We start from the raw sequence: 25125 nt of genomic DNA, 5'->3' as shown, positions 1-25125 counted from the left end.
TGCGCGGAGGGACGAGCGCCTCCGGCCCGCAAGGATCCTCGGATCCGGCGGGCCGGACGCGTCCGAGCGGGACGTCAGTCGGCGCTCGCCGGGTCGCTGCCGACCGCGCCCTCGGTCTCGTCCGGCAGGTCGGCGTCGCCGGAGACGGTGTCCCCTCCGCTGTCGCCGTCGGTCACGGCGTCCGTGACACCGCGGTCGATCGCGGTGCCCCCGGGAGCGGCCCCCGCGGCGGAGGCGTCGGCCGCGTCCTCGCCGGGCAGCACCGTCTGCGCGCCGCCGGTGTTCGGGGCGGCGTCGCCGCCGGATCCGGGAAGGTCCTCGTTCACGTTCTGGTCGGCCATGTCGGCTCCTCTCGTCGGGGCTCCAGCCCAGCACGCGACGGGCCCCTCCGCAGGACGTTGACAGCGCGGGGGCGAGGGGGCAGAGGCGGGCCGTGAGGCCGGGCGACGCGCCTTCACCGTGCTCCCCGGCGCTGTCAAGCGGACTGCCTCCGGGGCCGTCTGGTCGTAGCGTCGAGCTATGAACTCCTCCCGCACCGACTCCGTCAGCCGCATCGCCCGGGAGGACTTCGGCTGGTCGTCGCTGCTCCCCGGTCAGCGCGAGGCGATCGAGTCGGCCGCCTCCGGGCGCGACACGCTGCTGGTGCTGGCGACGGGCGGCGGCAAGTCCGCGGTCTACCAGATCGCCGGAGCCGAGCGCGGCGGCGTCGTCCTGGTCGTCTCCCCGCTCGTCGCCCTGCAGGCCGACCAGCTCGCCGCGATCGAGGCGGCTCCGGCGGCCCCGCCCGCCGTCGCAATCAACTCCTCCCAGGGCGCCGCGGCCGTCGCCCGCGCCTGGGACCGGATCGACGAGGGCGGCCCGCTCTACGTGCTCCTGGCGCCCGAGCAGCTCGCCAAGCCCGAGAACGTGGCGCGTCTGGCGGCCGCGGGAGTGTCGCTCCTGGTCGTCGACGAGGCGCACTGCGTCTCCTCCTGGGGCCACGACTTCCGCCCCGACTACCTCCGCCTGGCCGATGTGCGCGGCGAGCTCGGAGACCCGCCGGTGCTCGCGATGACCGCCACCGCCTCCGGGCCGGTGCGCGACGAGATCATCGAGCGCCTCCGGATGACCGACCCCGAGATCCAGGTGCACGGCGTCGACCGTCCGGAGATCCGGCTGGTGGTGCACCGCCACGAGAGCGAGAACGAGAAGCGCGCCGCCGTGGTCGAGGAGGCGCGCAGCTGGACGGCTCCGGGCCTGGTCTACGTCGCCACCCGCAAGGAGACGGAGGCCTACGCGGCCGACATCGCGGCGGAGGGGCGCCGGGTCGCGGCGTACCACGCCGGACTCAAGGTGTCCGAGCGCAAGGTCGTGCACGAGCAGTGGCGCGCCGGCGAGCTCGACGTCGTCGTCGCGACCTCGGCCTTCGGGATGGGCATCGACCGGGCCGACGTCCGCTTCGTGCTGCACGCGACGACCACCGAGTCGCTCGACGCCTACTACCAGGAGATCGGCCGCGCGGGCCGCGACGGCGAGCCGGCCACGGGCGCGCTGCACTACCGCGCCGAGGATCTGGGTCTCCGCCGCTTCTTCGCCAAGCGCTCGGTCGACAAGGCCGCGCTGCGCGTGATCTGGGCGGCCGTCTCGGAGCAGCCGGGGCTCGACACCGCGGCTCTCGCGAAGGAGCTGGGGAAGCCGGCCCGCACGATCGCCCGGATCGTCAACGATCTCGCGGACGCGGGGCTGGTGGAGACCGGCTCCGGACTGCGCGCGACGCGCGAGGCCTCGGGCGACGAGGCCGTGCACGCGGTGAAGGAGGCTCTGGCCTCTCGCGAGCGGATCGCGGAGTCGCGCCTGTCGATGATGCGCGCCTACGCGGAGACCAGCCAGTGCCGCCGCCGAGTCCTGCTGGACTACTTCGGCGTGGAGTCGGCCGAGTGGTGCGGCAACTGCGACGGCTGCGAGCGGCACGAGTCGAGCGGCGAGACCGTCGAGGCGCCCGTGGACGCCCCTCTGAGCGTCGACGAGTCGGTGGAGCACCGCGAGTGGGGCGCCGGCACCGTGATGAGCGTGGAGGCCGACCGGGCGACGATCTTCTTCGAGTCCGAGGGCTACAAGGTGCTGTCGTTCCAGGCGCTCAAGTCCGGCGTCCTGCGCGAGCGCGAGCACGCCTCCGCCTGACCCCGGCTCTCCGCGCCGGCCGATCGCCGCTCGCGGGACGCCGCTCCGGTACGGCAGGCACGGCGTGCCGTGCACCGGAGCGGCGTCCCGCGGAGGGGGTCAGACCTTCGAGACGGCCGAGCTCACGTCGGTGGGCTTCTCGTAGTCGCCGTCCGGGATCGCACGGAGGGCCTCGAGGACGTCGCCGTCCGCGCCCTCCTTCTCCGCGGTCTCGACGATCGTGTCCTTCGAGGCGGGGTAGTCGATGCCCGAGAGGTACTTCTGGATCTGGATCGGGTTGGGTGCGTCCATCGTGCTGTCCTTTCGTCGCCTTGCTGAGTGTTACGAGTGCTCTTCGGCGAAGAGCCGGTCGAAGGCGTCGACGCGCCGGTCGGTGACCGTCGTGGGCGTCTCGAGGTGCACGGCGCCGCTGGGCACCAGGCCCGCGCCGCCGAAGCGCTCCATGACGCGCCACTGCGCGGCGACGTCCTCACCGCTGTGCTCCGGGGGCAGCTGCTCCCAGAAGTCGAAGCCGCCGACGGCCAGGAGGGCGTCGCGGCGGTAGAGGACGCACGCGCCCAGCCAGGCGACCCGGTACGCGCGCCAGGCGCCCTCCGGGACGTCGAGGCGGGCGGCGACGTGCGTGAGATTGGCCGCGTTGTGCAGCGGCCAGCGCTCGAACTCCGGGGTTCCGCGCCGCACCCGCTCGGGCTCCACGCGCTCCTCCCAGGTCTCGAACGACTCGGTCTCGTGCGGGCGCACGTCCTCGAGGTAGGACAGGCCCTGCACCGCGGAGCCGACGAAGCCGCAGTCGAGGCGCTCGAGGGCCTCGTGCAGCCGCGAGAGCGTGCCCGGCTCGAGCCACACGTCGTCGTCGAGGAAGAGGACGGCCGGGGCGGTGGCGAGGGAGAGGAGGTAGTGCCTCTGCTCCGCGAGCCCGCGCCGGGGCAGGTGCCGACGCACCACCGGAGCCCGGCCCTGCGCCTCCAGCACGCGCAGCATCGCGAGGATCGTCGGGTCGCTCTCGGCGACCGCGTCGTCGGACTGGTCGCTGACGATCACGCGGAAGGGCGGGTCGTCCTGGGCGGCGAGTCCGGCGAGCGTGGCGGCGAGCTCGGCACGGCGGCCGACCGTCGGCACCAGCACGTCGATCAGCGGCTGCCGGGGAGCCTCGGGGACCCCCCAGCGCCCGGACCACCGGCGGCTGGTCACGGCGCGGCCGATCGGATGCGCTGGACCATCTCGGTCGTGGAGTGCTCCGAGACGTAGCCGACCGTGGTGACGACGCCCCCGTAGGAGCGGACGACGGCCGCCTCCGCGAGCATGTCGGGGTTGTAGTCCCCGCCCTTCACGTAGACGTCGGGCTGCACGCGCTCGAGCAGCGGGATGGGGGTGTCTCCGCCGAAGAGAGTCACGTAGTCGACGCAGCCCAGCTCGGCGATCACACCCGCGCGGTCGCCCTCCGGGTTGATCGGCCGTCCCTCGCCCTTCAGCCGCCGGACGGAGTCGTCGTCGTTCACCGCGACCACGAGCACGTCGCCGAGCTCGCGGGCCTGGCGGAGGTAGGCGGTGTGGCCGCGGTGCAGGACGTCGAAGCAGCCGTTGGTGAACACCACGCGGCGACCGCGGCGCGACTGCTCCGCGAGGACCTCGACGAGGGCGTCCTCGCCGAGCACGACGGCGCCGGGAGCGGCGAGGGAGGCGAGCAGGTCGTCGCCCGAGCAGACGGAGGTGCCGGGGCGCTGCACGACCACGTCGGCGGCGGCCTGCGCCAGATCGACGGCGGTGGCCAGGGAGCGGCCGGCGGCGAGGGCGAGGGTGGCGGTCGCGGCGAAGGTGTCGCCGGCGCCGGACGCCTGCTTCTCCTCCGCGGGCTGAGCGAAGGTGCGGCTGACCGTGCCGTCGGCGTCGAGGGCGGTGGAGCCGTCCCGGTCGAGGGTGACCACGACGTGCCGGGCGCCCGAGCGGGCGCGCAGGTCGTCCGCCGCGTCGCGCACGGCGGCGGCCCGCTCCGTCCCGCGGCCGAGGGAGCCGCCGAGCAGCCGCTCCGCCTCCTTGGCGTTCGGGGTGACGAGGTCCGGCCGGGCGAAGGCCCAGTCGGCGAGCTCGTGCGCGTCGATCACGAGGAGGCCGGGGCGCCCGACGGCGAGCAGGCGCTCGACGGCCTCGCGGAGGATCCCCGAGCCGTAGTCGCAGACCAGGACGGCGTCGGCGCCCGAGGCGGCCTCGGCGGCGGCACCGGCGAGCAGGGCCAGCTCGTCGTCGGCCGGGCGGTGCGGGCCGGAGTCGACGCGCAGCATCACGCTGTCGCCGCCGACCACGCGGGTCTTGATCGTCGTCGCGGCGCCGGTGCGGACGACCCGGGAGGTGTCCAGGCCGGCCCGCTCGAGCGCGCGCACGAGCCGGTCGCCCTCGGAGTCGCGTCCGGCCACGCCGACCGTGCGGACGACGGCGCCCAGCGCGCGCAGGTTGGCGGCGGTGTTGGCGGCCCCGCCCGCGACATCGACGACGTCCTCGAGCCGCAGGACCGGCGCGGGCGCCTCCCGCGTGACGCGCTCCGCCTCGCCGAGCCACCAGGAGTCGAGGATGAGGTCCCCGATCACGGCGACGACCGGTGGGCGCTCGTGGACGTGCGCCAGGAGGGCGCTCGCCCGCTGGAGCGCCGAGCCCTCGAGGCTCATCGCGCGCCTCCCGGCAGGACGGGCAGGCCGAAGTGCACGACCGTGGTGGTGGTCATCTCGTCGAGCAGCTCCGGGCCGTAGCCGAAGCCGGAGCCGGATGCTCCGCGGGGCTGGGCGCTGCCGCCCGGCGCTCCTCCGAAGACGCCGTTGACCTTGACTGTGCCGACCGGCAGCGTCGCCGCGGCGCGGTGAGCGTGCTCCATGTCGGCGGTGAGGATCGAGGCGGCCAGGCCGTAGGGGCTCGCGGCGGCCAGGTCCAGGCCCTCGTCGAAGGAGTCGACGACGCGGATCGGCGCGACGGGCCCGAAGGTCTCCTCCGTCATCACCAGCATCGACTCGGTGCAGTCGGCCAGGACGGTCGCGGGGTAGAAGGTGCCGTCCCCGGGAGTGCCGCCGGTGAGGGCGCGCGCGCCGCTGCCGAGCGCCTCCGTGACGTGCTCGTGGACGGCGTCGCGCATGCGGGCGTCGACGAGGCGGGGGAGCGGGCCCGCGCTCCAGCGGTCGGCCTCGGCGACGAGCGCCGCCGTGAACGCCTCGGCGATGTCGCGGTGCACGTAGATCCGCTCGACGGAGGTGCAGATCTGGCCGGCGTTGGCGAAGGCGCCCAGCGCGGCCTGCTCGGCGGCCCAGACCGGGTCGACGTCGCGGTCGACGACGAGCGCGTCGTTGCCGCCGTTCTCGAGGATCACGTGCGCGCCGGTGACGGCGGCGACCCGGGCGAGCGCGCGGCCGGTGGCGGTCGAGCCGACGTGGGCGAGGACGTCGACGCCCTCGGTGCGCGCCAGCTCGTCGCCGACCGCCCCGTCGCCCTCGACCAGGGTCAGCACGCCCTCGGGCAGCGCCTCGGCGAGGATGCTCGTGAAGAGGGCGCCCGTGCCCGGACTGCGCTCGCTCGGCTTGTGCACGACGACGTCACCGGAGACGATCGCGGCGCCCAGGAGGCCCGCAGCGACGGCGACCGGGTCGTTCCACGGAGTGAGGGCGAGCACGACACCGCGCGGGTGCGGCAGGGCGAGATCGACGTTGAGCGCCCCTCCGCGCAGGCTCCTCCCGCGGTGCAGCGGGCCGAGCTCGGCGTACTGGAGCAGCGTGTCGACACCGGCGCGGACGCCGCCCAGGGCGTCGCCGGCGGGCTTGCCCGTCTCCTGCGTGTTGAGGTCGGCGAGCTCCTGCTCGCGCTCGGCCACGCGGTGGGCGGCGGCACGGAGCAGGGCGCCGCGCTCGGCGGGCGCGGTGGCGGCCCACGCGGGGAACGCGGTCCGCGCGCGGCGGACGGCGTCGGCGGCGGTCGTGGCGGGGGTCGTGATGTCGATGGTCACGGTCACCTCTCGGTCGGGGGCGCCCGCGGAGTGGCGGACGCATCCGTCCGGTACCCGGGTGGTGCGCGCCTAGACACGCCGCCTCCGGAATCCGCCCCCGGATCGGCGACGGGCTCGCCCCCGATCCGGTTTCGGATCGGCCCCGGCGGGGAAGTGGAGGAGTGCACCGTCCCCGGAGCGGCGCCCGCGCGCCCTCCGCACCTGAGAGGAACCCGTCGTGGTCGCCATCGCCCCCCTCCGAGAGCCCTTCGCCGGAGTCGAGAGGATCGCCGTCCTGCGCGGCGGCGGACTCGGCGACCTGCTGTTCGCGCTGCCCGCCGTCGACGCCCTCGCGGCCGCCTACCCGGGAGCCGATATCACCCTGCTCGGGACGCCGGCGCACCGGGTCCTGCTGACGGGCGTCGAGTCGCCGATCGCCGACGTCGAGATCCTGCCGGTGGCGCAGGGCGTCCGCGACGGAGAGGGGGAGGACCCCCGGGTCGTCGAGGACTTCACCGAGCGGATGCGCTCGCGCCGCTTCGACCTGGCCGTGCAGCTGCACGGCGGCGGGCGCTACTCCAACCCGTTCCTTCAGCGCCTCGGCGCGCGCCACACGGTCGGGTCGCGCACCGACGACGCCGCGGAGCTCGAGCGCACGATCCCCTACGTCTACTACCAGCACGAGATGCTGCGGGCGCTCGAGATCGTCGGGCTGGCAGGAGCGCCCGCGACACGCCTCGAGCCGGCGCTCGCCGTGGATCCGGAGCGGCGGGACCGCCTCGCCGCGGCGCTGCCCGCGGGCGGACCGCTGGTGCTGATCCACCCCGGCGCGACCGATCCCCGCCGCCGCTGGCCCGCCGCCTCCTTCGCCGCCGTGGCGACGGAGCTGCTGGCGGACGGCGCGCGCGTGCTGGTGGTGGGCGACGCCTCGGACGTGCCCGCCGCCGACGAGATCGTCGCCGGAGCGCCGGGAGCGGTCTCCTGGGCGGGCGTCGTGGACCTTCCGGACCTCGCTCCGCTGCTCTCGCTCGCCGACCTCGTGCTCGGCAACGACTCCGGACCCCGCCATCTCGCCGCCGCGGTCGGCGCTCCGACGGTCGGGGTCTTCTGGGTGGGCAACGCGATCAACGCCGCGGCCCTCGGGCGGCAGCGCCACCGGGTGCAGCTGAGCTGGACCACGCACTGCCCGGTCTGCGGGCGCGACGCCACGCAGGTCGGCTGGACCGCTCCGCGCTGCGAGCACGACGTCACGTTCGTCGGCGACGTGCGCGTCGAGGCGGTGCTCGAGGACGTCCGCGGGGTGCTCGCCTCCACCCGCTGAACCGCGAGACGCCACCTCGGTACGCGACGCGCCGGGGCGTGCGGACCGAGGTGGCGTCTCGCGGCGGGGGATCCGGGGCGCGCCCGGATCAGCGGATCACGGCCAGGACGGCTCCTCCTCGTGCGTGATGACGAGCTCGCGGACCTCGCAGCCGCGCGGCTGGCCGAGGACGAACATGACGGCGTTCGCCACGTTCTCCGGGTCGTTCAGCAGCGCGTCCGGACCCGGCTTGTACTGCTCGTCGCGGTCGTCGAAGAAGCGCGTCTTCATGCCCGACGGGATCAGCGTGGTCACGCCGATCTCGCCCTTGGTCTCGGCCGCGAGCGCGCGGGTGAAGCCGAGCACGCCGAACTTCGAGGCGCAGTACGCGGTCGCGTCCGAGACGGCCTTGATCGCGAGCGAGGAGGCGACGGTGACGACGCGGCCGTGCGTCTCGGTGAGGAAGGGCAGGGCCGCCCGGACGACGGCCGCGGTGCCGAGGAGGTTGACGGAGATGACGCGCTCCCACTCCTCCGGCTCCACGTCGACGAGGCGGCCGCAGCGGTCGATGCCGGCCGCGGTCACGACGGCGTCGAGCCCGCCGTGCTCGCGGGCGATCTCGACGACCGCCTTCTCGGCCTCGCGGGTCTTCGCGACGTCGACCTGGTAGGCGGCGACGCCCTCCTTCACCGACGAGACGTCGCGGTCGAGCACGATCGGGGTGCCGCCGGCGGCGGTGACCGCGGCGGCGACGGCCGCACCGAGCCCGGAGGCTCCTCCGGTAATCAGGACGCGGCCGATGGGGGTGGGAGTGGTGCTCATGGTTTCCTTCCGGGGGTGGTCTGCGGGCCTCGTGGGCCGCGGGTCAGCCGACACGCGCGAGCGCGGCGGCGAGATGAGTGGTCGAGCGGCCCGGGTGGTACGGCACGGTCAGGACCCGGCCGCCCCACTCCGCCACCGTCGCCGTCTCGGGGAGGGACTCGGCGGAGTAGTCGCCGCCCTTCACCCAGACGTCGGGGCGGATGCGGCGCAGCGCCTCGTCCGGCGTGTCCTCGCCGAAGACCAGCACGGCGTCGACGCACTCGAGCGCGAGCAGCAGGTCGACGCGGTCGTCCTCGGGGATGATCGGCCGCGCCGCGCCCTTGAGGCGCCGGACGGAGTCATCCGAGTTGAGGCAGACGATCAGGCAGTCGCCGAGCGCGCGCGCGGCCGAGAGGGTGCGGGCGTGGCCGGCGTGGAGCAGGTCGAAGCAGCCGCCGGTCGCGACCACGGTGCCTCCTGCCGCGCGGACGGACTCGGCGACGCGCAGGGCGTCGACACCGCCGCCGTGGAGGGGAGCGGGGTCGGCGGGAGCGGACAGTGAGGCGACCCCTCCCGCGAGGAGGTAGGCGCCGGCCGCGGCGACCGCCGCCTGCACCGCCTCCGAGGTGCTCGCGCCCTCGGCGAGGGCGACCGCGGCGGAGGCGGCGAACCGGTCGCCCGCGCCGCACGGGTCGGTGGGCGGCACGGCGACGGCCGGTGCGACGACCGGGACGCCGGCGCCGCGGGAGCGCAGCAGTGCGCCGGAGGATCCCATCGTCACGGTGACCGCACCGCAGCCCCAGCGCTCGAGGAGGGTGGTCGCGGCGGACTCGGCGCGCGTCACTCCGCGGCCGACGGCTCCCGAGAAGGCGGTGGCCTCGGCCAGGTTCGGGGTGGCGAGGGAGGTGGCGGCGACCGGCTGCGAGCCTCGCGGGTGCGGATCCCACACCAGCGGCACGGTGAGCGCGTCGAGCGCCGTGCGGAGCGACGGCTCCTCGGTCAGGCGGCGGCCGTAGTCGGCGACGATCACGGCGTCGGCGTCGGCGAGCGCGGCGAGCATGGCGTCGGTGACGCCGGGGACGGGCGGCGTCTCGCAGCCGCGGTCGATCCGTACGACGGCCTGGCCGGAGGCGGCGACGCGGGTCTTCACCGGCGTCGGCGCTCCCGAGGGCCCGGCGACCAGGCGGACGCCGGACATCTCGGCGCGCAGCTCCGCCACGTCCGGATCCGAGTCCTCGGCGAGCGCGGTCACCAGCGTCACCTCGTGCCCGTCGCGGGCGAGCATCCGGGCGACGAGCCCGGCACCGCCGGCGCGGGCGCTGCGGGCCGACACGTCGACCACGGGGACGGGGGCGTCCGGGCTCAGCCGCTCGGCGGGTCCGGAGAGGTCGACGTCGAGCATCACGTCGCCGACGACGACGAGGCGCAGGCGGCTCACGCGGCGGCCGCCGTCCGTGCGCGGATCCGGTGCTCGAAGGCCCGGCAGAGCGCGTGCACGAGCACCAGCTGCGCCTCCTGCACATTGGAGCCGTGGCCCTCGAGGGCGATCGCCTCGTCGCAGAGCTCGGTGAGCGGGTTCGGCCCCTCGCCGGTCAGCGCCCACGACCGGGCGCCCGCCGCACGGGCGGCCTCCGCGGCGTGGAGGAGGTTCGCGCTGCGTCCGCTGGTGGAGAGCAGCACCACGACGTCCCCCGCCCGGGCGTGCGCGGTGACCTGGCGCGAGAACACGTGGTCGAAGCCGTAGTCGTTGCCGATCGCGGTCAGGCTCGACGTCTCGGCGTGCAGCGAGATGGCGGAGAAGGGGACGCGGTCGCCGTCGAAGCGGCCGACGAGCTCGGCGGTGAGGTGCTGCGCCTCGGCCGCGGAGCCGCCGTTGCCCGCGGCGAGCAGGCGCGCGCCGGAGTGCAGGCGGTCGGCGAGCTCGACGCCCCAGGCGGCGATCCTGTCGGAGTGGCGCTCCAGCTGCGCGACCGCGTCGAGCGCGCGCGCCAGGTGGTCGTCGACGAGGCGCCGGGCGGCGTCGGCCGGGGTGTCCAGAACGGTGTCGATGGTCGCGGTGTCGATGGTCATCGTCGCGGAGCCGCCTTCCGGGTGGTGGGGGATGAGGGTGCGCTCGTGGCGCCGGTGAGGAGCGACTCGTCGCCGAGGCCGGCGAGGGTCGTGACGTAGGCGCGCTCGGTGTCGGCGGCGACGCGGTCCCAGGAGTAGCGGGACTCGACGCGCTCGCGTCCGGCGGCCCCGTAGGCGCGGGCGCGGTCGGGGTCCTCCAGCAGCGAGCCGAGGGCGGCGGCCAGGGCGACCGGGTCGCGCGGAGGCACGTGGACCCCGGTGACGTCCTCGACCACGGTGTCGATCAGGCCGCCCACGGAGGAGGCGACGACCGGCACGCCGCAGGCCATCGCCTCGAGCGGAGTGATGCCGAACGGCTCGTACCAGGGCGCGCAGACCACGACGTCGGCCGAGCGGAGCATCGCGGGCATCTCGGTCTGCGAGAGCTGGCCGACGAAGTCGACACGGTCCGCGACGCCGAGGCTCTCGGCGACGCCGTGCAGCCGCTGGTACTCGGGGTCCGCCGTCAGCGCGTCGCCGGAGCCGGAGCCCCCGACCACGACGAGCTCGGCGTCGTGGCCGGCCGCGACCAGGTGCGCGAGCGCCTCGATCGCGATGCCCATTCCCTTGCGCGGCACCAGGCGTCCGATGGTCATCAGCCGCGAGCGCTCGCCGCGGGGCGCGACCGGGCCCTCGACCGAGAACCGGTCGATGTCGACTCCGCAGGGCACCACCGAGATGCGCGAGGTCGGCACGCCGAGCCCCTTGAGCTCGAAGGCCTCGTCCGAGCAGGTGGCGACGACGCCGTCGGCCTTCTGGCCCACTCCGGGCTCGAGCCAGGCGCGCTCCTCGGGGCTGGTGTCGAGCGCACCCTGCTGGCGGCGCTTGACCACGCCCAGCGCGTGGAAGGTGTGGAGGACGGGCACGCGCCGCCCGGTGGCGCGCTCCACCCGCTCGGAGGCGTCGAGCGCGGCGACCCCGGACATCCAGAAGTGGCTGTGCACGAGGTCCGGCCGCTCCTGCAGCCACTCCTCGGTGAGGTCGACGGCGAAGTCGCCCATGAAGGGCAGCAGCTCGTCCTTGGACACCCGGCGCGGCGGTCCGGCGTCGATGTGCACGACCTCGACTCCCGAGGTGAAGGGCACGCGCCGGGGGAGGGAGGGGTCGTCGCGGCGGGTGTAGACGACGACGCGGTGGCCGCGGCGGGCGAGCGCGTCGGCGAGCGCCGCCACGTGGACGTTCTGACCGCCGGCGTCGACGCCGCCGAGGGTCGCCAGCGGGCTCGCGTGCTCCGAGACCATGGCGATCGTCAGCGCGGGCGCGGCGGAGAGGTGCTGCTTCATCGGGTGCTCCCTTCCAGAGCGGGCTCCGGCGACCGGCGTCCGGGGAGGTCGGCGAGGACCTCGTCCCAGTCGCGGTGGAACCGGGCGAGGCCGTAGCGCGCGAGCGCGGCCTCGCGGGCGACGGCGCCGGCGCGGGCGGCCCGGTCCGGGTCCTCGACGAGCGCCCGGGCCGAGGCGACGAGGGCGTCGAGGTCGTTCGAGATCGCTCCGGCCTCGGGCGGGACGGCGCGCCCCGCCTCCGTCACCTCGAGCGCGACGACGGGCATCCCGAGGTGCATCGCCTCCAGCAGTGCGAGGCCGAGGGAGGTCCATCGGAACGGGTGCAGGTAGACCCGGCGGCGGGCCAGGGCCCCGTGCATCGCCTGCGTGCGGACGTCGCCGAGGACCGTCACGTCCTCCAGGCCCGGCAGCTCGGCGAGCCGGTCGGTCTTCATCCCGAAGACGTCCAGCGGAGCGACGGCGCCGAAGCGGGGGAGCAGGTCGGTCCCCGCGACCCGGCCCCGGCGGATGGGCTCGTTGACGACCACGCCGAAGTGCGGCAGCTCGCCGGTGTAGAGAGGGCCCGGGTCGTGGATCCCGTGCTCGATCACCGTCGTCCGCGTCGATCCGGTGTCCCACATCAGGGCGTTGAAGTGGGTGACGTGGACGATCAGCAGGTCGTCGCGGTCGGCGAGCGGGTGGCGGTTGTCCGGCACGTCCCCGCGGGGGGTGTTGTGCTCCACGTAGACGGCGGGCACGTCGCGGCCGAGGCGTCGCCCGAGCAGGCGCTCGGCCTCGGCGAGCTCCTCGGGCCTCTGGAGGAGGACCGCGTCGACGTCGGCGTCGTGCAGCTCCTCGGGCGCGATCTCGACGGCGCTCGGCCAATCGCGGCCGCCGGTGCCCAGGCCCCAGCCGTCGCGGGCCGGAGTCGTGGGGAGCAGGTAGGTGTGGGCGCCGCGGACGAAGGCGTCCGCCCAGCCGCCGTGCACGTGCCAGAGCAGGATCCTCATGCGATGGCCTCTCTCGGGGAAGTCGTGGGTCGGAGTCGGAGGGCGGCGGCGACCGCCTCCTCGGCGCTCACCCCCGCGAGGCACGGATGGCCGGGGACGGGGCACACGCGGGCGCGCGAGCCGGCGCAGGGCGCCTCCTGGTCGCCGAGCAGCGCGACCGGGACGCCGTAGGGCGCCCAGCGCACGGCCGGGACGACCGGCGCGAAGAGGCTGACCACGGGGGTGCCGACCGCGGCGGCGAGGTGCGCGGGGCCGGTGTTGCCGCAGATCACGACGTCGGCGCCGGCCAGCACCTCGGCGGCGCCGGGGAAGTCCGTCGCCCCGCCGAGGTCGATGCCGCGGGAGCCCGCGACCTCGGCCGTGAGGGAGCGCTCGCCCGGGCCGCCGGTGACGACGACGGCGAGGCCCGCGTCCGCCAGCAGCTCGACGGCGCGGGCCGCGTTCGCCGCGGGCCAGGCGCGGGCGGGGACGGCTGCCCCGGGGTGCACGACCGCGTAGGGGCCGATCCCCTCGAGAGCGGCGGGCAGCACGCCCTCGCGGCGCACGCGGAGCCGTCCGTCGTCGCCGGCGGGCAGCGCGAAGCCGGCCGCCGCCGCGATCGCGAGCGCGCGCTCCGGCTCCGGCTGGTCCTCCTCGAGGGTCTCGCCCGGGACGAGGCGCACATCGAGCAGGGCGCCCGCGAAGTCGACCGAGGCGCCCGTGATGCGGGCGACACCGGCGAGGCGGAGCAGCAGGGCCAGCGGAAGCGGCGACTGGTGGAAGGAGGTGAGGATCACGGCCTCGTCCGGCGCGAACTCCTCGACGATCGCGCGCAGCTCGTCGACGAGCTCGGCGTCGACGGGGCGGGAGGCGTCGCCGATCCACGGGCACCACCAGGTGCGGACGGAGGAGGGACCCGGCAGCAGCGCGGCCGCGGGCGCTCCCTGCGGACCGCTCAGCAGCAGCACCTCGGCGTCGGCCGCGATCGCGCGGACGGCGGGTCCGCACAGCAGGACGTCTCCCGCGCTGTCCAGGCGGGCGACGAGCACGCGGCGCCTCACTCGGCGTCCTCGTCGGGCTGCATCGCGAGCAGCAGCTCGACCGCCTCGAGGAGCGTCGCCGCCTGCAGCGGAGCGGCGTCCACCTCCTCGGCGCGGGTGACCGGAGTCGGCACCAGCACTCCACGGGCGCCGGCCGCGGCGGCGGCGCCGACGTCGGCCCCGATGTCGCCGATCACGGCGAGGGACCGTGCCGGCAGTCCCAGCTGCTCGGCGGCGCCGAGAACCATGCCGGGCCGGGGCTTCCGGCAGGAGCAGTCGTCCTCCGGGCCGTGGGGGCAGAGCATCCACACGTCGAAGCCGCCGAAGAGCTCGTCCACGCGCCGGTTCACCGCGTCGGCCTGGCCGCGGTCGATGATCCCGCGGGCGATCCCGGACTGGTTGGTGACCACGCCCAGAACCAGTCCCGCCTCGCGCGCCCGCTCGACCGCCGCGAGGGCGGTGGGCATCGGGGAGACCTGCGCCGGGTCGCCGTTGTAGGGCACGTCGACCACGAGCGTCGCATCGCGGTCGAAGAGGATCCCCCGCAGGCGCGGGGCCCTCGCGCGCTCGTCGGCGCTCCGGGAGGAGGAGTCGTTCACCTTCTCCTCGTACCCCTCGACCGGGGATGTAAACCCCCTTCCGGGGAAGTCGGTCCCTCCGGGCGCGTCGCTCGCATCTGCGGGCGGCGCGTCTGAGGTGCGCGCAGCGGGGTACGGGGACTCCGACAGGAAGGAGGCGCCGTGCGCGCTCTCACCGCCCCGGACGGGACTCCGGAGATCCTCGCGCTGCGCGCCCTCAAGCTCGGCGACCTGCTCGTCGCCGTCCCGGCGCTCAAGGCTCTGCGCCGCGGCTTCCCGGACCACCGGCTGATCATGGCGACCACGCCCTGGCTCGAGCCGATCGTCGACCTGGTCGAGGGCGTGGACGCGCTCGTGCCCACCCTCCGCGGACTCGACGACCCGCTGCCGATGGCCGCCGGCCGGGTCGAGCTCGGCGTGAACCTCCACGGCAACGGCCCCGAGTCGCGGCTGCGGCTGCGCGAGATCGCGCCCGAGCGCACGCTGGAGTTCCGCGTCCCGGCGCTGGACCCGGGCGCGGGCCCGGAGGACCCGCGGCCGCTCTGGATCGACGGCGAGCTCGAGCGCGCCCGCTGGGCCCGGCTGGTGAACTCGATCGGTCTCGACGCCGACCCCGAGGACGTCGCGATCGCCGTCCCGGAGGAGCCCGCCTCGGCCCCCGGAGCCGCCGTCGTGCACATCGGGGCCTTCTACGGCTCGCGCGAGTGGCCGGAGGAGCGCTTCGCCGCGGTGGCCCGCTCCCTCACCGCCGAGGGGCACCGCGTCGTCTACACCGGGGGCGCGAACGAGGCCGACCGCGCCCGCCGCGTCGCCGAGCTCGCCGGCACGGGCGAGGTGCTGGCGGGTGAGCTCGCGCTCAGCGGGTTCGCCGCGCTCGTCGCGGCCGCCGAGGTCGTGGTGACCGTCGACACCGGGGCCGCGCACCTCGCGTCCGCCTACGGCGTCCCCTCGGTCGTGATCTTCGGTCCGGCACCTCCCGAGGCCTGGGGTCCTCCGGCCTCGGGTCCGCACGTCGTGCTGACCGACGCCTCCCTCCGCCGCGGCGATGTCTTCTCCGCCGAGCCGGACCCGGCGCTGCTCGCGGTCCAGGTCGACGACGTCCTCGCCGCCCTCTCGTCGCTCCCGTCGCGTGCCGAGGCCCACCTCAGGCGGACTTCAGCCGCGTCGCCGGTCGGACCGGAGTGACCGTGGCCACGCGGGCCCGGGGAGCGCGCGGCTGATGGCTGCGCGAGGGGGCGCCGAGCCGGTCGGCGAGCTGCGCGAGGATCCGCCGCTGCAGGCGCGAGACCTGCATCTGCGTCGTCCCCAGGGCGTCGGCTATCTGCTGCTGGGTCCGCTCCTCGACGAAGCGCATGCGCAGGAGCTCGCGCTGGCCCTCCTCGAGCTCGGCGAGGGCCTCGGCGAGCCCGTGCCGCCGGTCGATCTCGAGCAGCCGCTCGTCCTCGCCGCCGAGGGTGTCGCCCAGGCCGACGCCGCCCTCGCCCACGGTCTCGTCGAGGGAGAGCGGATGCCCCGCGAGGCGCGCGTCGGCCACCTCCGTCGCGTCCACTCCGAGGCGGCGGGCGATCTCCTGGTCGGTGGGGTGACGGCCGAGCTCCTGCGCGAGCTCGTCGGCGACGACGGCGGAGCGGCGGTGCAGCTCCTGCACGCCGCGCGGCGGCCGGATCATCCAGCCGAGGTCGCGGAGGTGGCGCTTGAGCTCGCCGGTGATCGTGGGGACGGCGAACGCGGCGAAGCTGTCGCCGCGCTCGGGAGTGAAGCGGCGGGCGGCCTTCACGAGGCCCACGTAGGCGACCTGGCGCAGATCCGCCCAGTCGCCTCCGCTCCGGGAGACCCGGCGGGCCATGGCCTCGGCCAGGCCCAGGTGGTCGAGCACGATGCGCTCGCGGATGCGCGCGCCCTCGGCGGCCTCCGCGCTCACCGCGGCCTGGAAGAGCGAGAGCGTGCGGGCGTCCTTCTCCTCCCGTGCCGCCTCGGTGAGGGCGCTCGGGCGGTCGGTGCGGGGGTCGAGATCGATCGTGCTCATCAGTGCTCCTTCCGGGCACGCTCGCGCGGAGGCCCGGCGCGGCCTGCGGTGCGGCGCTCGGGCCCTCTCGACGAGAGGCCCGGGGTCAGCGCACCACTGCTCCTGCTCGCTCGGGGAGTCCGTTGACTCGGAGCAGTGCTGTCCGGTAGAAGCAGTCGCCGCGAGGCGCGCACCGTGCCCGGGGCGGAGGCGCCACGGCCCCCGCGATCCCGGGCGCCGCACCGCCTCCCGCCGGTAGGATCGGCCTCGTATGTCTGAGCTCACCCCGCCCCTGGAAAGCGCGCCGGACGCGCACCCGTTCACGACCGCGACCGGGAGCGACGTCCGCGTCCGCTTCTGCCCGTCGCCGACCGGGACCCCGCACGTCGGCCTCATCCGCACCGCCCTGTTCAACTGGGCGTACGCGCGCCACACCGGCGGCACGTTCGTCTTCCGCATCGAGGACACGGACGCCGCCCGCGACAGCGAGGAGAGCGTGGAGCAGATCCTCGACGCGCTGCGCTGGCTGAAGCTCGACTGGGACGAGGGCGTCGGAGTCGGCGGCCCGCACGGCCCGTACCGGCAGTCCGAGCGCACCGATGTCTACCTCGACGTGATCGCGCGCCTGACGGCCTCGGGGCACCTCTACGAGAGCTTCTCCACGGCCGAGGAGATCGACGCGCGCAACGAGGCGGCCGGCCGCGCGAAGCAGCACGGGTACGACAACCACGACCGCGATCTCACCGAGGAGGAGCGCGCCGCCTTCCGCGCCGAGGGCCGCGCCCCGGCGCTGCGCCTGCGCGTGCCGGACGCCGACCTGTCCTTCGACGACCTGGTCCGCGGCCCGATCACGTTCCCCGCCGGCTCCTTCAGCGACTTCGTCGTGGTGCGCCCCAACGGCCAGCCGCTCTACACGCTGGTGAACCCGGTCGACGACGCGATCATGCAGATCACCCACGTGCTGCGCGGCGAGGACATCCTCCCCTCGACCGCCCGGCAGATCGCGCTGTACCACGCGCTGATCGACATCGGAGTGACGACCTTCGTCCCGCGCTTCGGGCACCTCCCCTACGTGATGGGCGACGGCAGCAAGAAGCTCTCCAAGCGCGATCCGTCCTCGAACCTCTTCCACCACCGCGACCGCGGCTTCATCCCGGAGGGCCTGGTCAACTACCTCGCCCTGCTCGGCTGGTCGCTCACGCACGACCGCGACGTCTTCTCGATCGACGAGATGGTCGCCGCCTTCGACGTCGCCGACGTGAACCCCAATCCGGCCCGCTTCGACCTCAAGAAGGCCGAGTCGATCAACGGCGATCACATCCGCCTCCTGGCCGTCGACGACTTCACCGAGCGGACGATCCCGTACCTCGTGGCGGCCGGAGTGCTCGCGGGCGAGCCGACCGCCGAGCAGCGCGCGGTGCTCGACGCCGCCGCGCCCCTCGTGCAGGAGCGGATCGGCCTGCTGGGGGAGGCCCCCGGGATGCTCGGTTTCCTCTTCACCTCCTCCGACGCGCTCGAGTACGACGAGGACGCGCTGAAGGGCCTGCCCGCGAACGCCGGCGAGGTGCTCGCCGCCTCGATCGGCGCTCTCGAGCTCGTCCCCGCGTCCGAGTGGCTGACGGCCTCGATCCAGGAGGCGCTCGCCTCCGCGCTGATCGAGGGCCTCGGCCTCAAGCCCCGCATCGCCTACGGGCCGCTGCGCACCGCGGTCTCCGGGCGCCGCGTCTCGCCGCCGCTGTTCGAGTCGATGGAGATCCTCGGCAAGCAGGAGTCGATCGCCCGCCTCGACCGCCTGGGCGCTCACCTCGGCGCCTCCCGGCAGGCCTGACCGTGGCGGAGACGGTCGGCGGACGCTACGACGTCGTCGTGATCGGCGGGGGCCCCGCCGGGCTCTCGACCGCGCTCAACCTCGTCCGGGCGCGCCGCAGCGTGCTGCTGCTCGACAGCAACCGCCCGCGGAACGCCGCGACCCTGCACTCGCACGGGTTCCTCACCCGCGACGGCATCTCGCCGCTCGAGCTGCGCCGCCTCGGCCGCGAGGAGTTCGAGCGCTACGAGGCCGCCGAGGTGCACAACGCCCTGGTGACCTCGGTCGAGCGCTCCGGCGGCGAGTTCGTCGTCGGCGCCCGGGGCGTGCGCGGCAGCGCCGACCGCTCCGTCGTCGCCACCGCCGTCGTGGTCGCCGCGGGGCTCCTCGAGACGCCGCCCGCGCTCCCGAGCCTGCGTGCCTACTACGGCACCGCCGTGCACAGCTGCATGGAGTGCGACGGCTACGAGAAGGCGGGGGAGGCGCTCGCCCTGATCGGCGAGACCGACGACCTCGCGGAGCGGGCCATGCTCCTCTCGCAGTGGTCGACCGACCTGATCGTCTTCACCAACGGCGTCGGGACGGTGAGCGACGCCGACGAGTCGCTGCTCGCCTCCATCGGCATCCGGGTCGACCGGCGCCCGGTCGCCGACCTCGCCGGGGAGCGCGCCGAGATGACCGGCGTCCGCCTCGTCGACGGCGACGTCGTCCCGCGCACCGGGGCGTTCGTCCGCCCCGTCTGGACGCCCGCGCTGGACTACCTGGACGCGGCCGGCCCCGACCGCGACGCCGACGGCTTCCTCCGCGTCGACGCCGGCGGCCGCACGTCCGTCCCCGGCCTCTACGCCGCCGGCGAGGTCACCCCTCCCGGCCCGCAGCAGCTGATCGTCGCCGCCGGATCGGGCGCCCAGGTCGCCTCCGCGATCAACCGCGACCTCGTCCGCGCCCGCCTCGGCGAGGCCGCCCCGGAGTCCGAGGGCAGCGTCGTCCGCGGCTCGATTTGAGCGGGATGCCCGCGTAGGGTACTGTCGTCTCTCGGCGCTCGGGTCTCGATCCGGTCGCCGCCTGGTCCCGGGATCACCTCCGGATGACCATTGGGGTATGGTGTAATTGGCAACACGGCTGATTCTGGTTCAGTTGTTCTTGGTTCGAGTCCAGGTACCCCAGCACTGCTCTCCTCCGCGGCACTCCGCGCGACGCCCTCGTTCGTGGCGTCCTCCTCCGGGCCCGCCCCCTCGTGATCCGCTCTCGGCGGCGTCCGCAGTATCCCCCCTCCGGCCGACGCGGCCGTCCGAGGCGCTGTGACACGATGGAACCTGTACGTCTCTCAGGTACCCGCGTCGCGCGGGTCGGACGAAAGGTCGCCCGCCCATGGAACCGGATCTCCTCTGGATCGTCCTCGCAGGGATCGCCGTCGGCGCCGTCCTGCTGATCGCCCTCATCGGCTTCTTCCTCTTCCGCGCCTGGTACCAGGTGCCGCAGGCCGACGAGGCGATCGTGATCGTCGGCAAGAAGCAGAAGGGCGAGGACGGCCTCACCTCGAACATGACCGTCATCACCGGCGGCGGTGCGTTCGTGAACAAGCTGACCCAGCGGTCGGACCGCATCTCCCTGCGCTCCCGCCAGATCAAGATGGAGCCGGTCGCGCAGACGAAGAACGGCGTGACCATCCACCTCGCGGGCGTCGCCCTGGTCAAGATCGGCTCCACGGCCGATCAGGTCCGCGCCGCCGCCGAGCGCTTCGCCTCGCAGGACCAGTCGATCGACGTCTTCACGACCGAGCAGCTCGAGGGCGCCCTCCGCGGCGTCGTCGCGAAGCTCAGCGTCGAGGAGGTCATGCAGGACCGCCAGAAGCTCGGCGACGAGATCGCCGAGGGCATCAAGGGCGACCTGCTCGCTCAGGGCCTCGTCCTGGACTCGTTCGCGATCCAGGGCGTCACCGACCGCAACGGCTACATCGAGGCGCTCGGTGCGCAGGAGATCGAGCGCGTCCGCCGCGAGGCCGACGTCGCGCGGATCAACGCCGCCCGCGAGGTCAAGGCCCGCCAGCTCGCCACGGACGAGGCGAACCTGATCGAGCAGACCGCCTACGACAAGAACACCGCCGCCGCGAAGTCCGAGGTCGGCCGCGCCAACGCCGAGGCCGAGCAGGCCGAGAACCTGGCCCGCGCCGAGCGCGAGCAGGCCGTCCTCGTGCAGCGCGCCGAGAACCGGCAGGCCGAGCTCGACGCCGACGTCAAGCGCGTCGCGGACGCCGAGAAGTACCGCCGTCAGACCGAGGCCGACGCCGACGCGTACGGACGCGAGAAGAAGGCCGAGACGGACCGCCAGGTCGCGCAGCAGGTCTCCGACGCCGAGGCGTACGCCGTCCAGCGCCAGGCGGAGGCGCGCCAGGCGTCCGCCGCCGCCGAGGCCGCCGCCGTGAGCGCCCGCGCCGAGGCCGAGGCCCACGCACTGCGGGCCAAGGCGGGCGCCGAGGCCGAGGCGCTGCGCGCGAACGCGACCGCCGAGGCGGAGGCCATCCGTGCGAAGGGCGAGGCGAGCGCGGCGGCCATCGCGGCCGAGGCGGAGGCGCTCCGCGAGAACCAGGAGGCGATCCTGGGTCGCGAGCTCATCGGGCAGCTGCCCTCGCTCATGGCCGAGTTCGCGAAGGGCTACCAGAACGTCGGCTCGGTGACGCTGATCGGCGGCGACACCGCCGGCACCCACATCGCGCGCGAGCAGGCGGCGGGTCTCGCCGCGACGTTCGACAGCGTCAGGTCGGCGACCGGCGTCGACCTCGGCGCGATCCTCCAGGGCCAGGCCTTCGGCCGGGGGATGGCGACCGGCGGCACCGTCGTTCCGACCGGCGCGTCGGTGGCGACCGGATCGGGTGACGCCCCGCGTCCGTCCGGCACCGGCGACCCGACCGCCGTCGCCTCCACGAGCTGACCGCAGGGTCCCGCCGATCCCCGGCGGTTCCACCACTGCCGCCGCCGTGCTCGTCGGTGGGCGCCCGTCGGCGTCCGCCCTCGAGCACGGCGTGCGGCGTTCTGCACGACCGGGTCGTGCCCCTGCCCGGCGTCGAGCAGCCCCCGCTCAGGCCAGCGGCTTGCGCATCTGCAGGGACGTCGTCTCTTAGCCGAGCGACTCGTACAGCGCCCGCGCGGCGGTGTTGAAGCCGAACACGTTCAGCGCGAGGGCGGAGCCGCCCTGGGAGCGGACGTGCGACTCCGCGAGCAGCATCGCCGCCCGGCCGAGGCCGCGGCCGCGCTCGGCGGCGTCGATCTGCACGTCCCAGACGTACCCGACGCCCTCGAGTCCGCTCGGGTGCGGGCCGAGCCAGAGCGACCCGACCGCGCGGCCGTCCTCGGAGACGAGGAGCACGTCGTGCCCGGCGGCGGGGGAGCCGCCCGGGAAGTACTTCTCGTACGAGGCGTCGGCGTTGCGGGTCGCGGCCGCCTCGTCGTCGCCCGCCCGCATCCGGTCCTCGATGTACGCCGAGCGCTGGACCCGCATCCAAGTGGCGAGAGCAACGGGGGTCATCGGCTCGAGCGTGACGGTCATCCCCTCACGATCCCACTCCTCACCGCCCCCCGCGATCGATCCGTCGCGGACGGCCCGCAGGGGATCCGCGGACGGGCCGCTCGCGACGGATCGCCGCCGGCCCGGATCAGTCCGGGGTCCGCTCCGCGTGCTTCCGCTTCCCCAGGCGGGTGGCGAGGAACAGCAGCGTCCCCACGACCACGTAGCCCGCTGTCGCCAGCCAGACCACGCCCGTCTGCTGCGTCAGCAGCACCACGCTCGCGATGGTCGCGAGCACCGGCACCACCCGCGGCACGGAGTAGTGGGCGTGGTCGACGCGGTCCTTCTTCAGCACCAGCACCGACACGTTCGCCGCGATGAACACCAGCAGGAGCAGCAGCACCGTCGTCTCGGCGAGCGTGCCGACGTCGCCGATGAGGCTGAGCAGCATCGTCACTCCGCCGACGACCACGATCGACACCCACGGCGTGCGGCGGCCCGGGAGCACCTTGCCGAAGGCGCTCGGCAGCAGCCCGGAGGTGGCGAGCCCGAAGCCGACCCGCGACGCCATCACCATGAACAGCAGAGCGCCGTTCGCGATGGCGACGAGCGCGATCAGGCCGAACAGCCACGGCGGCACCGCCACTCCGCTCGCCGCGACCACGTCCAGCAGGGGGCCGCTGGAGGCCGCGAGCAAGTCGTTCGGCAGCACGATCACGGCGCCGAGCGCGATCAGGAGGTAGACCACGGCGGCGGTGATCAGCGCACCGAAGAGGGCCCGCGGGTAGACCTTCGAGGGGTTCCGCACCTCCTCGGCCATGTTCGCCGCGGCCTCGAAGCCGAGGAACGAGAAGAAGGCGACGATCGAGGCGGCGAACGCCCCCTGCAGCGGAGCGACGTCGGGGTTGAACTCGAGCACGCGGGAGGCGTCGCCGTCGCCGGAGCCGAAGAAGACCGCGGCGCAGACGATGACGATGACCAGTCCGCTCACCTCGATCACCGAGGCGACCAGGTTCGCCGTCAGCGACTCCTTCACCCCGCGCAGGTTCACCAGGGTGAGGATCGCGATGAAGACGATCGCGGTGGGGATCGGCGGCACGTCCAGCAGAGCCCCGAGGTAGTCGCCCGCGAACGCGTTCGCCAGGGAGGCGGCCGTCGTGATGCCGGAGGCCATCATCAGGAAGCCGATCAGGAACGAGAGGTACGGCTTCCCGAACGCGCGGTCCACGTAGCGCGCCGCCCCTCCGGCGTGCGGGTACTTGGTGATCAGCTCGGCGTACGTGCCCGCGGTGAGCAGGGCGACGACCAGCGCGATCAGCAGCGGCAGCCAGATCACGCCGCCCACGTCCTCGGCCATCGTGCCGACCAGGGTGTAGATGCCGGCGCCGAGCGTGTCGCCCACGATGAAGGCGAACAGCAGCGGCCCGGTGATCACCCGCTTGAGCGACGCCTTCCCGGGAGCGGTCTCGGCGGTGTCCGTCGTGTCGGTCATCCGGACACTCCACCGAAGTGAGGGGTTCGAGCGCAAGCCTCGCCGCCCGATCGCTGCGAGATTTCTCATCATCGCGACCCGTGTGGCAGGGGCCCGAGCGGCGAGGCCTCCCACCGCGCGCTGATCCCAGGACTCGGGCGATCGGCCGTATCAGAGCGAGCGGACCCGGTGCGCACAGGGTGAACAGGGGGCGACCGCGCGTGCCGCCGCGCGCCCGCACTGGGTAGGCTGGAGCGCTTCGTCGTGAGTGGAGCGGTCGCGGAGGAATCATGGGCAAGAAGCGCAACCAGGGACGATCCGGAGGCGGTCAGAGCGGGCCCGGCGGTCAGGGCGGCGGCCGTACGGCCGAGACCGCGCTGATGGTGCGGTTCCGCAGCTGGTACCGCTCGCACCTCGCCGAGGTGGGCATGCAGCACGAGCACCTCGAGGCCGACGAGGCCGTCGAGGTGCTGACCGACCTCTTCGCGATGACCCGCGACCTGCGCCCGCGCGGCTCCTTCGCCCAGCCCGACGCCGAGCTGCTCGAGGCCGTCTTCGACCAGATCGAGGCCGACCTGTCGGGGGAGGAGAGCGAGGCCGACCTCGACGACACCCTCTTCACCGTCGCCGAGGTCGTCGAGCACTTCCTCGACTTCCTCACCGACGAGGACCTCTGGACCGGCACCGACGAGGAGCTGGACGAGTGCCAGGCCGTCCTCGACGAGGTCCTCGACCTCGCCGGCTCCTTCGTGGAGGCCGTGCTCGACGACCTCGCCGAGCTCGACGAGGTCCCGGCCGAGGAGCAGCTCTCCGCCGTGCGCGCCACCGCTCTCGTGCACGCCGCCGACGTCGTGGTCGAGCACCTCGCCGCCGACGACGGCGCGACCCTCACCGAGCGCGCCGCCCGCGAGATCGCGGTCGAGGCGGGCATCTCCTCCGCGGGATCCACCCCGAGCGACGACTCCGTCCGCATCCCGGTCTCGGCCTGGTGGGACGCGCTGGTCGGCTCGGCCGTGCTCGAGCAGGAGGGATCCGCCGCAGGTCTCGGCGAGGCCGCCGTGCTCTGGCGCAGCTCCGACGCGCACGAGGCCGCCGCCGAGCGCATCGCCTACGTCGCCCGCTTCCTCGAGCAGTGGATCCTCAGCGCCCAGACCGCGCTGGCGGCCGCCGACACCGAGGACGGCGCCTTCTCCCCGGAGGAGCGCGCGGTCACCACCACCGACGCCGTGCTGGTCCGCATCGCGGTCGCCTGCCAGGCCGAGATCCACCCGGGCCTGGTCGTCGGCGAGCTGGTCGACGAGCTGGCAGCCGACTCCGGAGTCTCGCTCGACGAGGCCCTCGACGAGCGCGAGCGCATGGTCGGCACGGCCGAGCGGATGCTCGACGACACCGCCGAGCTCGGGCTGCTGCTGCACTCGCCCGAGTTCGGCTATGCGGTGCCGGAGGGCCTGGCGCCCGTCCTCGCCTCCGTCGTCCGCGCGACGGTCGTCCTCCTCGGAGAGCGCGAGGCCACCCGCCTCGAGATCCTCGACGAGGCGACCCAGGACACGGCGACGGCCTACGCGCTCCACGTCGCCCTGCTCGGGACCAAGCCCGTCGTCTGGCGGCGCCTCGAGCTCTCCTCCGAGTCGTCGCTGCGCGATCTGCACCTCGCGCTCCAGCTCTCGCTGGGCTGGACCGACGCGCAGCCGCACTACTTCAGCGTGGGCGTGCCCGACGAGGAGCAGGCTCCGATCGGCTCGCCGTCCGACGCGGAGGAGTTCGGCGCCGACCTCGTGGACGAGGCGGGCGTCGCGCTCGCCGAGGTGCTCGAGCAGGAGCAGGACGAGCTCTTCTACGTCTACGACCTCGAGGACGAGTGGCGCCACGTCATCCGTCTGGAGTCGATCGCGCCGCTGTCGTCGGCTCTGCCGCGTTGCACGGGCGCGCGCGGCGCGGCTCCGCTCGACGTGCCGGGAGGCCCCGCGGCCTGGGCCGACACGGTGCGGGCGGCGACCGACCCGTCCTCGGCCGACCACGCGGAGGCGCTCGAGGCTCTCGGCCTCGCCGCCGGAGCCTCGTTCGATCCGGCCGCGGTCGACGTCGACGGCATCAACCGCTCGCTCGGACTCCTGCGCTCCGCGGTCTGACGCCCCGCCGGA

General features: G+C 74.7%; 22 protein-coding genes and 1 tRNA gene. 8 read left to right on the top strand and 15 right to left on the bottom strand.

Annotated features, from left to right (window positions below):
- Positions 1–74: 74 nt before the first annotated feature.
- On the bottom strand, positions 75–341 hold the full coding sequence (locus tag C5C44_RS06730) for a hypothetical protein (protein WP_104247445.1): 267 nt from the start codon (positions 339–341) through the stop codon (positions 75–77).
- Between the two features lie 178 nt (positions 342–519).
- Between C5C44_RS06730 and C5C44_RS06725 the strand changes: the two genes are divergently transcribed.
- The gene (locus C5C44_RS06725) at positions 520–2160 is read left to right on the top strand and encodes a RecQ family ATP-dependent DNA helicase (RefSeq protein WP_104335573.1); all 1641 of its coding nucleotides are present in this window, start codon (positions 520–522) and stop codon (positions 2158–2160) included.
- A 99-nt stretch (positions 2161–2259) separates the two neighbouring features.
- Here C5C44_RS06725 and C5C44_RS06720 read toward each other — a convergent pair whose 3' ends face one another.
- The 4 genes from C5C44_RS06720 to C5C44_RS06705 are packed head-to-tail and all read right to left on the bottom strand — an operon-like array spanning position 2260 to position 6139.
- Positions 2260–2451, bottom strand: a complete 192-nt coding sequence (locus tag C5C44_RS06720; RefSeq protein WP_104223528.1) for a DUF2795 domain-containing protein — start codon at positions 2449–2451, stop codon at positions 2260–2262.
- A gap of 30 nt (positions 2452–2481) precedes the next feature.
- On the bottom strand, positions 2482–3351 hold the full coding sequence (locus C5C44_RS06715; RefSeq protein WP_219812158.1) for a glycosyltransferase family A protein: 870 nt from the start codon (positions 3349–3351) through the stop codon (positions 2482–2484).
- Positions 3348–4820: a D-glycero-beta-D-manno-heptose 1-phosphate adenylyltransferase gene (gene rfaE2 / locus C5C44_RS06710; RefSeq protein WP_104335572.1), complete on the bottom strand. Its 1473-nt coding sequence runs from the start codon at positions 4818–4820 to the stop codon at positions 3348–3350. The genes C5C44_RS06715 and rfaE2 overlap by 4 nt, the downstream gene beginning before the upstream one ends.
- Positions 4817–6139: an aldehyde dehydrogenase gene (locus C5C44_RS06705; protein ID WP_258063235.1), complete on the bottom strand. Its 1323-nt coding sequence runs from the start codon at positions 6137–6139 to the stop codon at positions 4817–4819. The genes rfaE2 and C5C44_RS06705 overlap by 4 nt, the downstream gene beginning before the upstream one ends.
- 217 nt (positions 6140–6356) lie before the next feature.
- On the opposite strand from C5C44_RS06705, the gene C5C44_RS06700 reads away from it, so the two are divergent.
- Positions 6357–7439: a glycosyltransferase family 9 protein gene (locus tag C5C44_RS06700; RefSeq protein ID WP_104335571.1), complete on the top strand. Its 1083-nt coding sequence runs from the start codon at positions 6357–6359 to the stop codon at positions 7437–7439.
- Between the two features lie 96 nt (positions 7440–7535).
- Here the strand turns inward: C5C44_RS06700 and C5C44_RS06695 are convergent, their stop codons facing one another.
- The 7 genes from C5C44_RS06695 to C5C44_RS16980 are packed head-to-tail and all read right to left on the bottom strand — an operon-like array spanning position 7536 to position 14218.
- Entirely contained in the window at positions 7536–8240 is a 705-nt protein-coding gene (locus C5C44_RS06695; protein WP_104250150.1) for an SDR family oxidoreductase, read from the bottom strand.
- A gap of 43 nt (positions 8241–8283) precedes the next feature.
- Positions 8284–9648: a PfkB family carbohydrate kinase gene (locus tag C5C44_RS06690; protein WP_104335600.1), complete on the bottom strand. Its 1365-nt coding sequence runs from the start codon at positions 9646–9648 to the stop codon at positions 8284–8286.
- 5 nt (positions 9649–9653) lie between these two features.
- On the bottom strand, positions 9654–10289 hold the full coding sequence (locus C5C44_RS06685) for an SIS domain-containing protein (protein ID WP_104335570.1): 636 nt from the start codon (positions 10287–10289) through the stop codon (positions 9654–9656).
- Positions 10286–11581, bottom strand: a complete 1296-nt coding sequence (locus tag C5C44_RS06680; protein ID WP_104287981.1) for a glycosyltransferase — start codon at positions 11579–11581, stop codon at positions 10286–10288. Before C5C44_RS06680 ends, C5C44_RS06685 begins: the two co-directional genes overlap by 4 nt.
- 26 nt (positions 11582–11607) lie before the next feature.
- Entirely contained in the window at positions 11608–12600 is a 993-nt protein-coding gene (locus tag C5C44_RS06675) for a glycosyltransferase (RefSeq protein WP_104335569.1), read from the bottom strand.
- Entirely contained in the window at positions 12597–13640 is a 1044-nt protein-coding gene (locus C5C44_RS06670) for a glycosyltransferase family 9 protein (RefSeq protein ID WP_219827835.1), read from the bottom strand. The genes C5C44_RS06675 and C5C44_RS06670 overlap by 4 nt, the downstream gene beginning before the upstream one ends.
- Positions 13637–14218 carry an HAD family hydrolase gene (locus tag C5C44_RS16980; protein WP_181132751.1) on the bottom strand — a complete coding sequence of 194 codons (582 nt, stop codon included), beginning with the start codon at positions 14216–14218 and terminating at the stop codon, positions 13637–13639. The genes C5C44_RS06670 and C5C44_RS16980 overlap by 4 nt, the downstream gene beginning before the upstream one ends.
- Positions 14219–14359: 141 nt before the next feature.
- Here C5C44_RS16980 and C5C44_RS06665 point away from each other — a divergent pair, with 141 nt between their 5' ends.
- Positions 14360–15382 (top strand): glycosyltransferase family 9 protein, encoded by a 1023-nt coding sequence (locus C5C44_RS06665; protein WP_104335568.1) that lies wholly within the window; start codon positions 14360–14362, stop codon positions 15380–15382.
- On the opposite strand, the gene C5C44_RS06660 is transcribed toward C5C44_RS06665, so the two are convergent.
- Positions 15342–16223, bottom strand: coding sequence for a sigma-70 family RNA polymerase sigma factor (locus C5C44_RS06660; RefSeq protein WP_104226266.1), 882 nt, complete (start codon positions 16221–16223; stop codon positions 15342–15344). The two genes, C5C44_RS06665 and C5C44_RS06660, sit on opposite strands and share 41 nt — an antisense overlap.
- A 250-nt stretch (positions 16224–16473) precedes the next feature.
- Between C5C44_RS06660 and gltX the strand changes: the two genes are divergently transcribed.
- The 4 genes from gltX to C5C44_RS06640 all read left to right on the top strand — a co-directional run bounded on the left by gltX (position 16474) and on the right by C5C44_RS06640 (position 20940).
- Positions 16474–18030, top strand: a complete 1557-nt coding sequence (gene gltX, locus C5C44_RS06655; RefSeq protein WP_104335567.1) for a glutamate--tRNA ligase — start codon at positions 16474–16476, stop codon at positions 18028–18030.
- Positions 18031–18032: 2 nt separating this feature from the next.
- Positions 18033–19013: an NAD(P)/FAD-dependent oxidoreductase gene (locus C5C44_RS06650; protein ID WP_104276156.1), complete on the top strand. Its 981-nt coding sequence runs from the start codon at positions 18033–18035 to the stop codon at positions 19011–19013.
- Between the two features lie 91 nt (positions 19014–19104).
- A tRNA-Gln gene (locus C5C44_RS06645) sits at positions 19105–19176 on the top strand.
- 204 nt (positions 19177–19380) lie between these two features.
- Positions 19381–20940, top strand: a complete 1560-nt coding sequence (locus C5C44_RS06640; RefSeq protein ID WP_104335566.1) for an SPFH domain-containing protein — start codon at positions 19381–19383, stop codon at positions 20938–20940.
- Between the two features lie 186 nt (positions 20941–21126).
- On the opposite strand, the gene C5C44_RS06635 is transcribed toward C5C44_RS06640, so the two are convergent.
- The gene (locus tag C5C44_RS06635; RefSeq protein WP_104335565.1) at positions 21127–21555 is read right to left on the bottom strand and encodes a GNAT family N-acetyltransferase; all 429 of its coding nucleotides are present in this window, start codon (positions 21553–21555) and stop codon (positions 21127–21129) included.
- Positions 21556–21661: 106 nt separating this feature from the next.
- Positions 21662–23005, bottom strand: a complete 1344-nt coding sequence (locus C5C44_RS06630) for an APC family permease (RefSeq protein WP_104335564.1) — start codon at positions 23003–23005, stop codon at positions 21662–21664.
- A gap of 269 nt (positions 23006–23274) precedes the next feature.
- Between C5C44_RS06630 and C5C44_RS06625 the strand changes: the two genes are divergently transcribed.
- Complete coding sequence (locus tag C5C44_RS06625) at positions 23275–25113, top strand: plasmid pRiA4b ORF-3 family protein (RefSeq protein WP_104335563.1); 1839 nt, start codon at positions 23275–23277, stop codon at positions 25111–25113.
- Positions 25114–25125: the final 12 nt, after the last annotated feature.

The sequence above is a fragment of the Rathayibacter sp. AY1F6 genome (genome assembly GCF_002932035.1).
Lineage (GTDB): Bacteria > Actinomycetota > Actinomycetes > Actinomycetales > Microbacteriaceae > Rathayibacter.
Note: the sequence above shows the minus strand (reverse complement) of the source record. Positions and strands in the feature narration are given on the sequence as shown.

Excerpts from the sequence above, each read along its gene's own strand:
- C5C44_RS06730 (WP_104247445.1), bottom strand. The coding sequence starts at position 341 with ATGGCCGACCAGAACGTGAACGAGGACCTTCCCGGATCCGGCGGCGAC.
- C5C44_RS06725 (WP_104335573.1), top strand. The coding sequence starts at position 520 with ATGAACTCCTCCCGCACCGACTCCGTCAGCCGCATCGCCCGGGAGGAC.
- C5C44_RS06720 (WP_104223528.1), bottom strand. The coding sequence starts at position 2,451 with ATGGACGCACCCAACCCGATCCAGATCCAGAAGTACCTCTCGGGCATC.
- rfaE2 (WP_104335572.1), bottom strand. The coding sequence starts at position 4,820 with ATGAGCCTCGAGGGCTCGGCGCTCCAGCGGGCGAGCGCCCTCCTGGCG.
- C5C44_RS06695 (WP_104250150.1), bottom strand. The coding sequence starts at position 8,240 with ATGAGCACCACTCCCACCCCCATCGGCCGCGTCCTGATTACCGGAGGA.
- C5C44_RS06685 (WP_104335570.1), bottom strand. The coding sequence starts at position 10,289 with ATGACCATCGACACCGCGACCATCGACACCGTTCTGGACACCCCGGCC.
- C5C44_RS06675 (WP_104335569.1), bottom strand. The coding sequence starts at position 12,600 with ATGAGGATCCTGCTCTGGCACGTGCACGGCGGCTGGGCGGACGCCTTC.
- C5C44_RS06660 (WP_104226266.1), bottom strand. The coding sequence starts at position 16,223 with ATGAGCACGATCGATCTCGACCCCCGCACCGACCGCCCGAGCGCCCTC.
- gltX (WP_104335567.1), top strand. The coding sequence starts at position 16,474 with ATGTCTGAGCTCACCCCGCCCCTGGAAAGCGCGCCGGACGCGCACCCG.
- C5C44_RS06640 (WP_104335566.1), top strand. The coding sequence starts at position 19,381 with ATGGAACCGGATCTCCTCTGGATCGTCCTCGCAGGGATCGCCGTCGGC.
- C5C44_RS06635 (WP_104335565.1), bottom strand. The coding sequence starts at position 21,555 with ATGACCGTCACGCTCGAGCCGATGACCCCCGTTGCTCTCGCCACTTGG.
- C5C44_RS06630 (WP_104335564.1), bottom strand. The coding sequence starts at position 23,005 with ATGACCGACACGACGGACACCGCCGAGACCGCTCCCGGGAAGGCGTCG.
- C5C44_RS06625 (WP_104335563.1), top strand. The coding sequence starts at position 23,275 with ATGGGCAAGAAGCGCAACCAGGGACGATCCGGAGGCGGTCAGAGCGGG.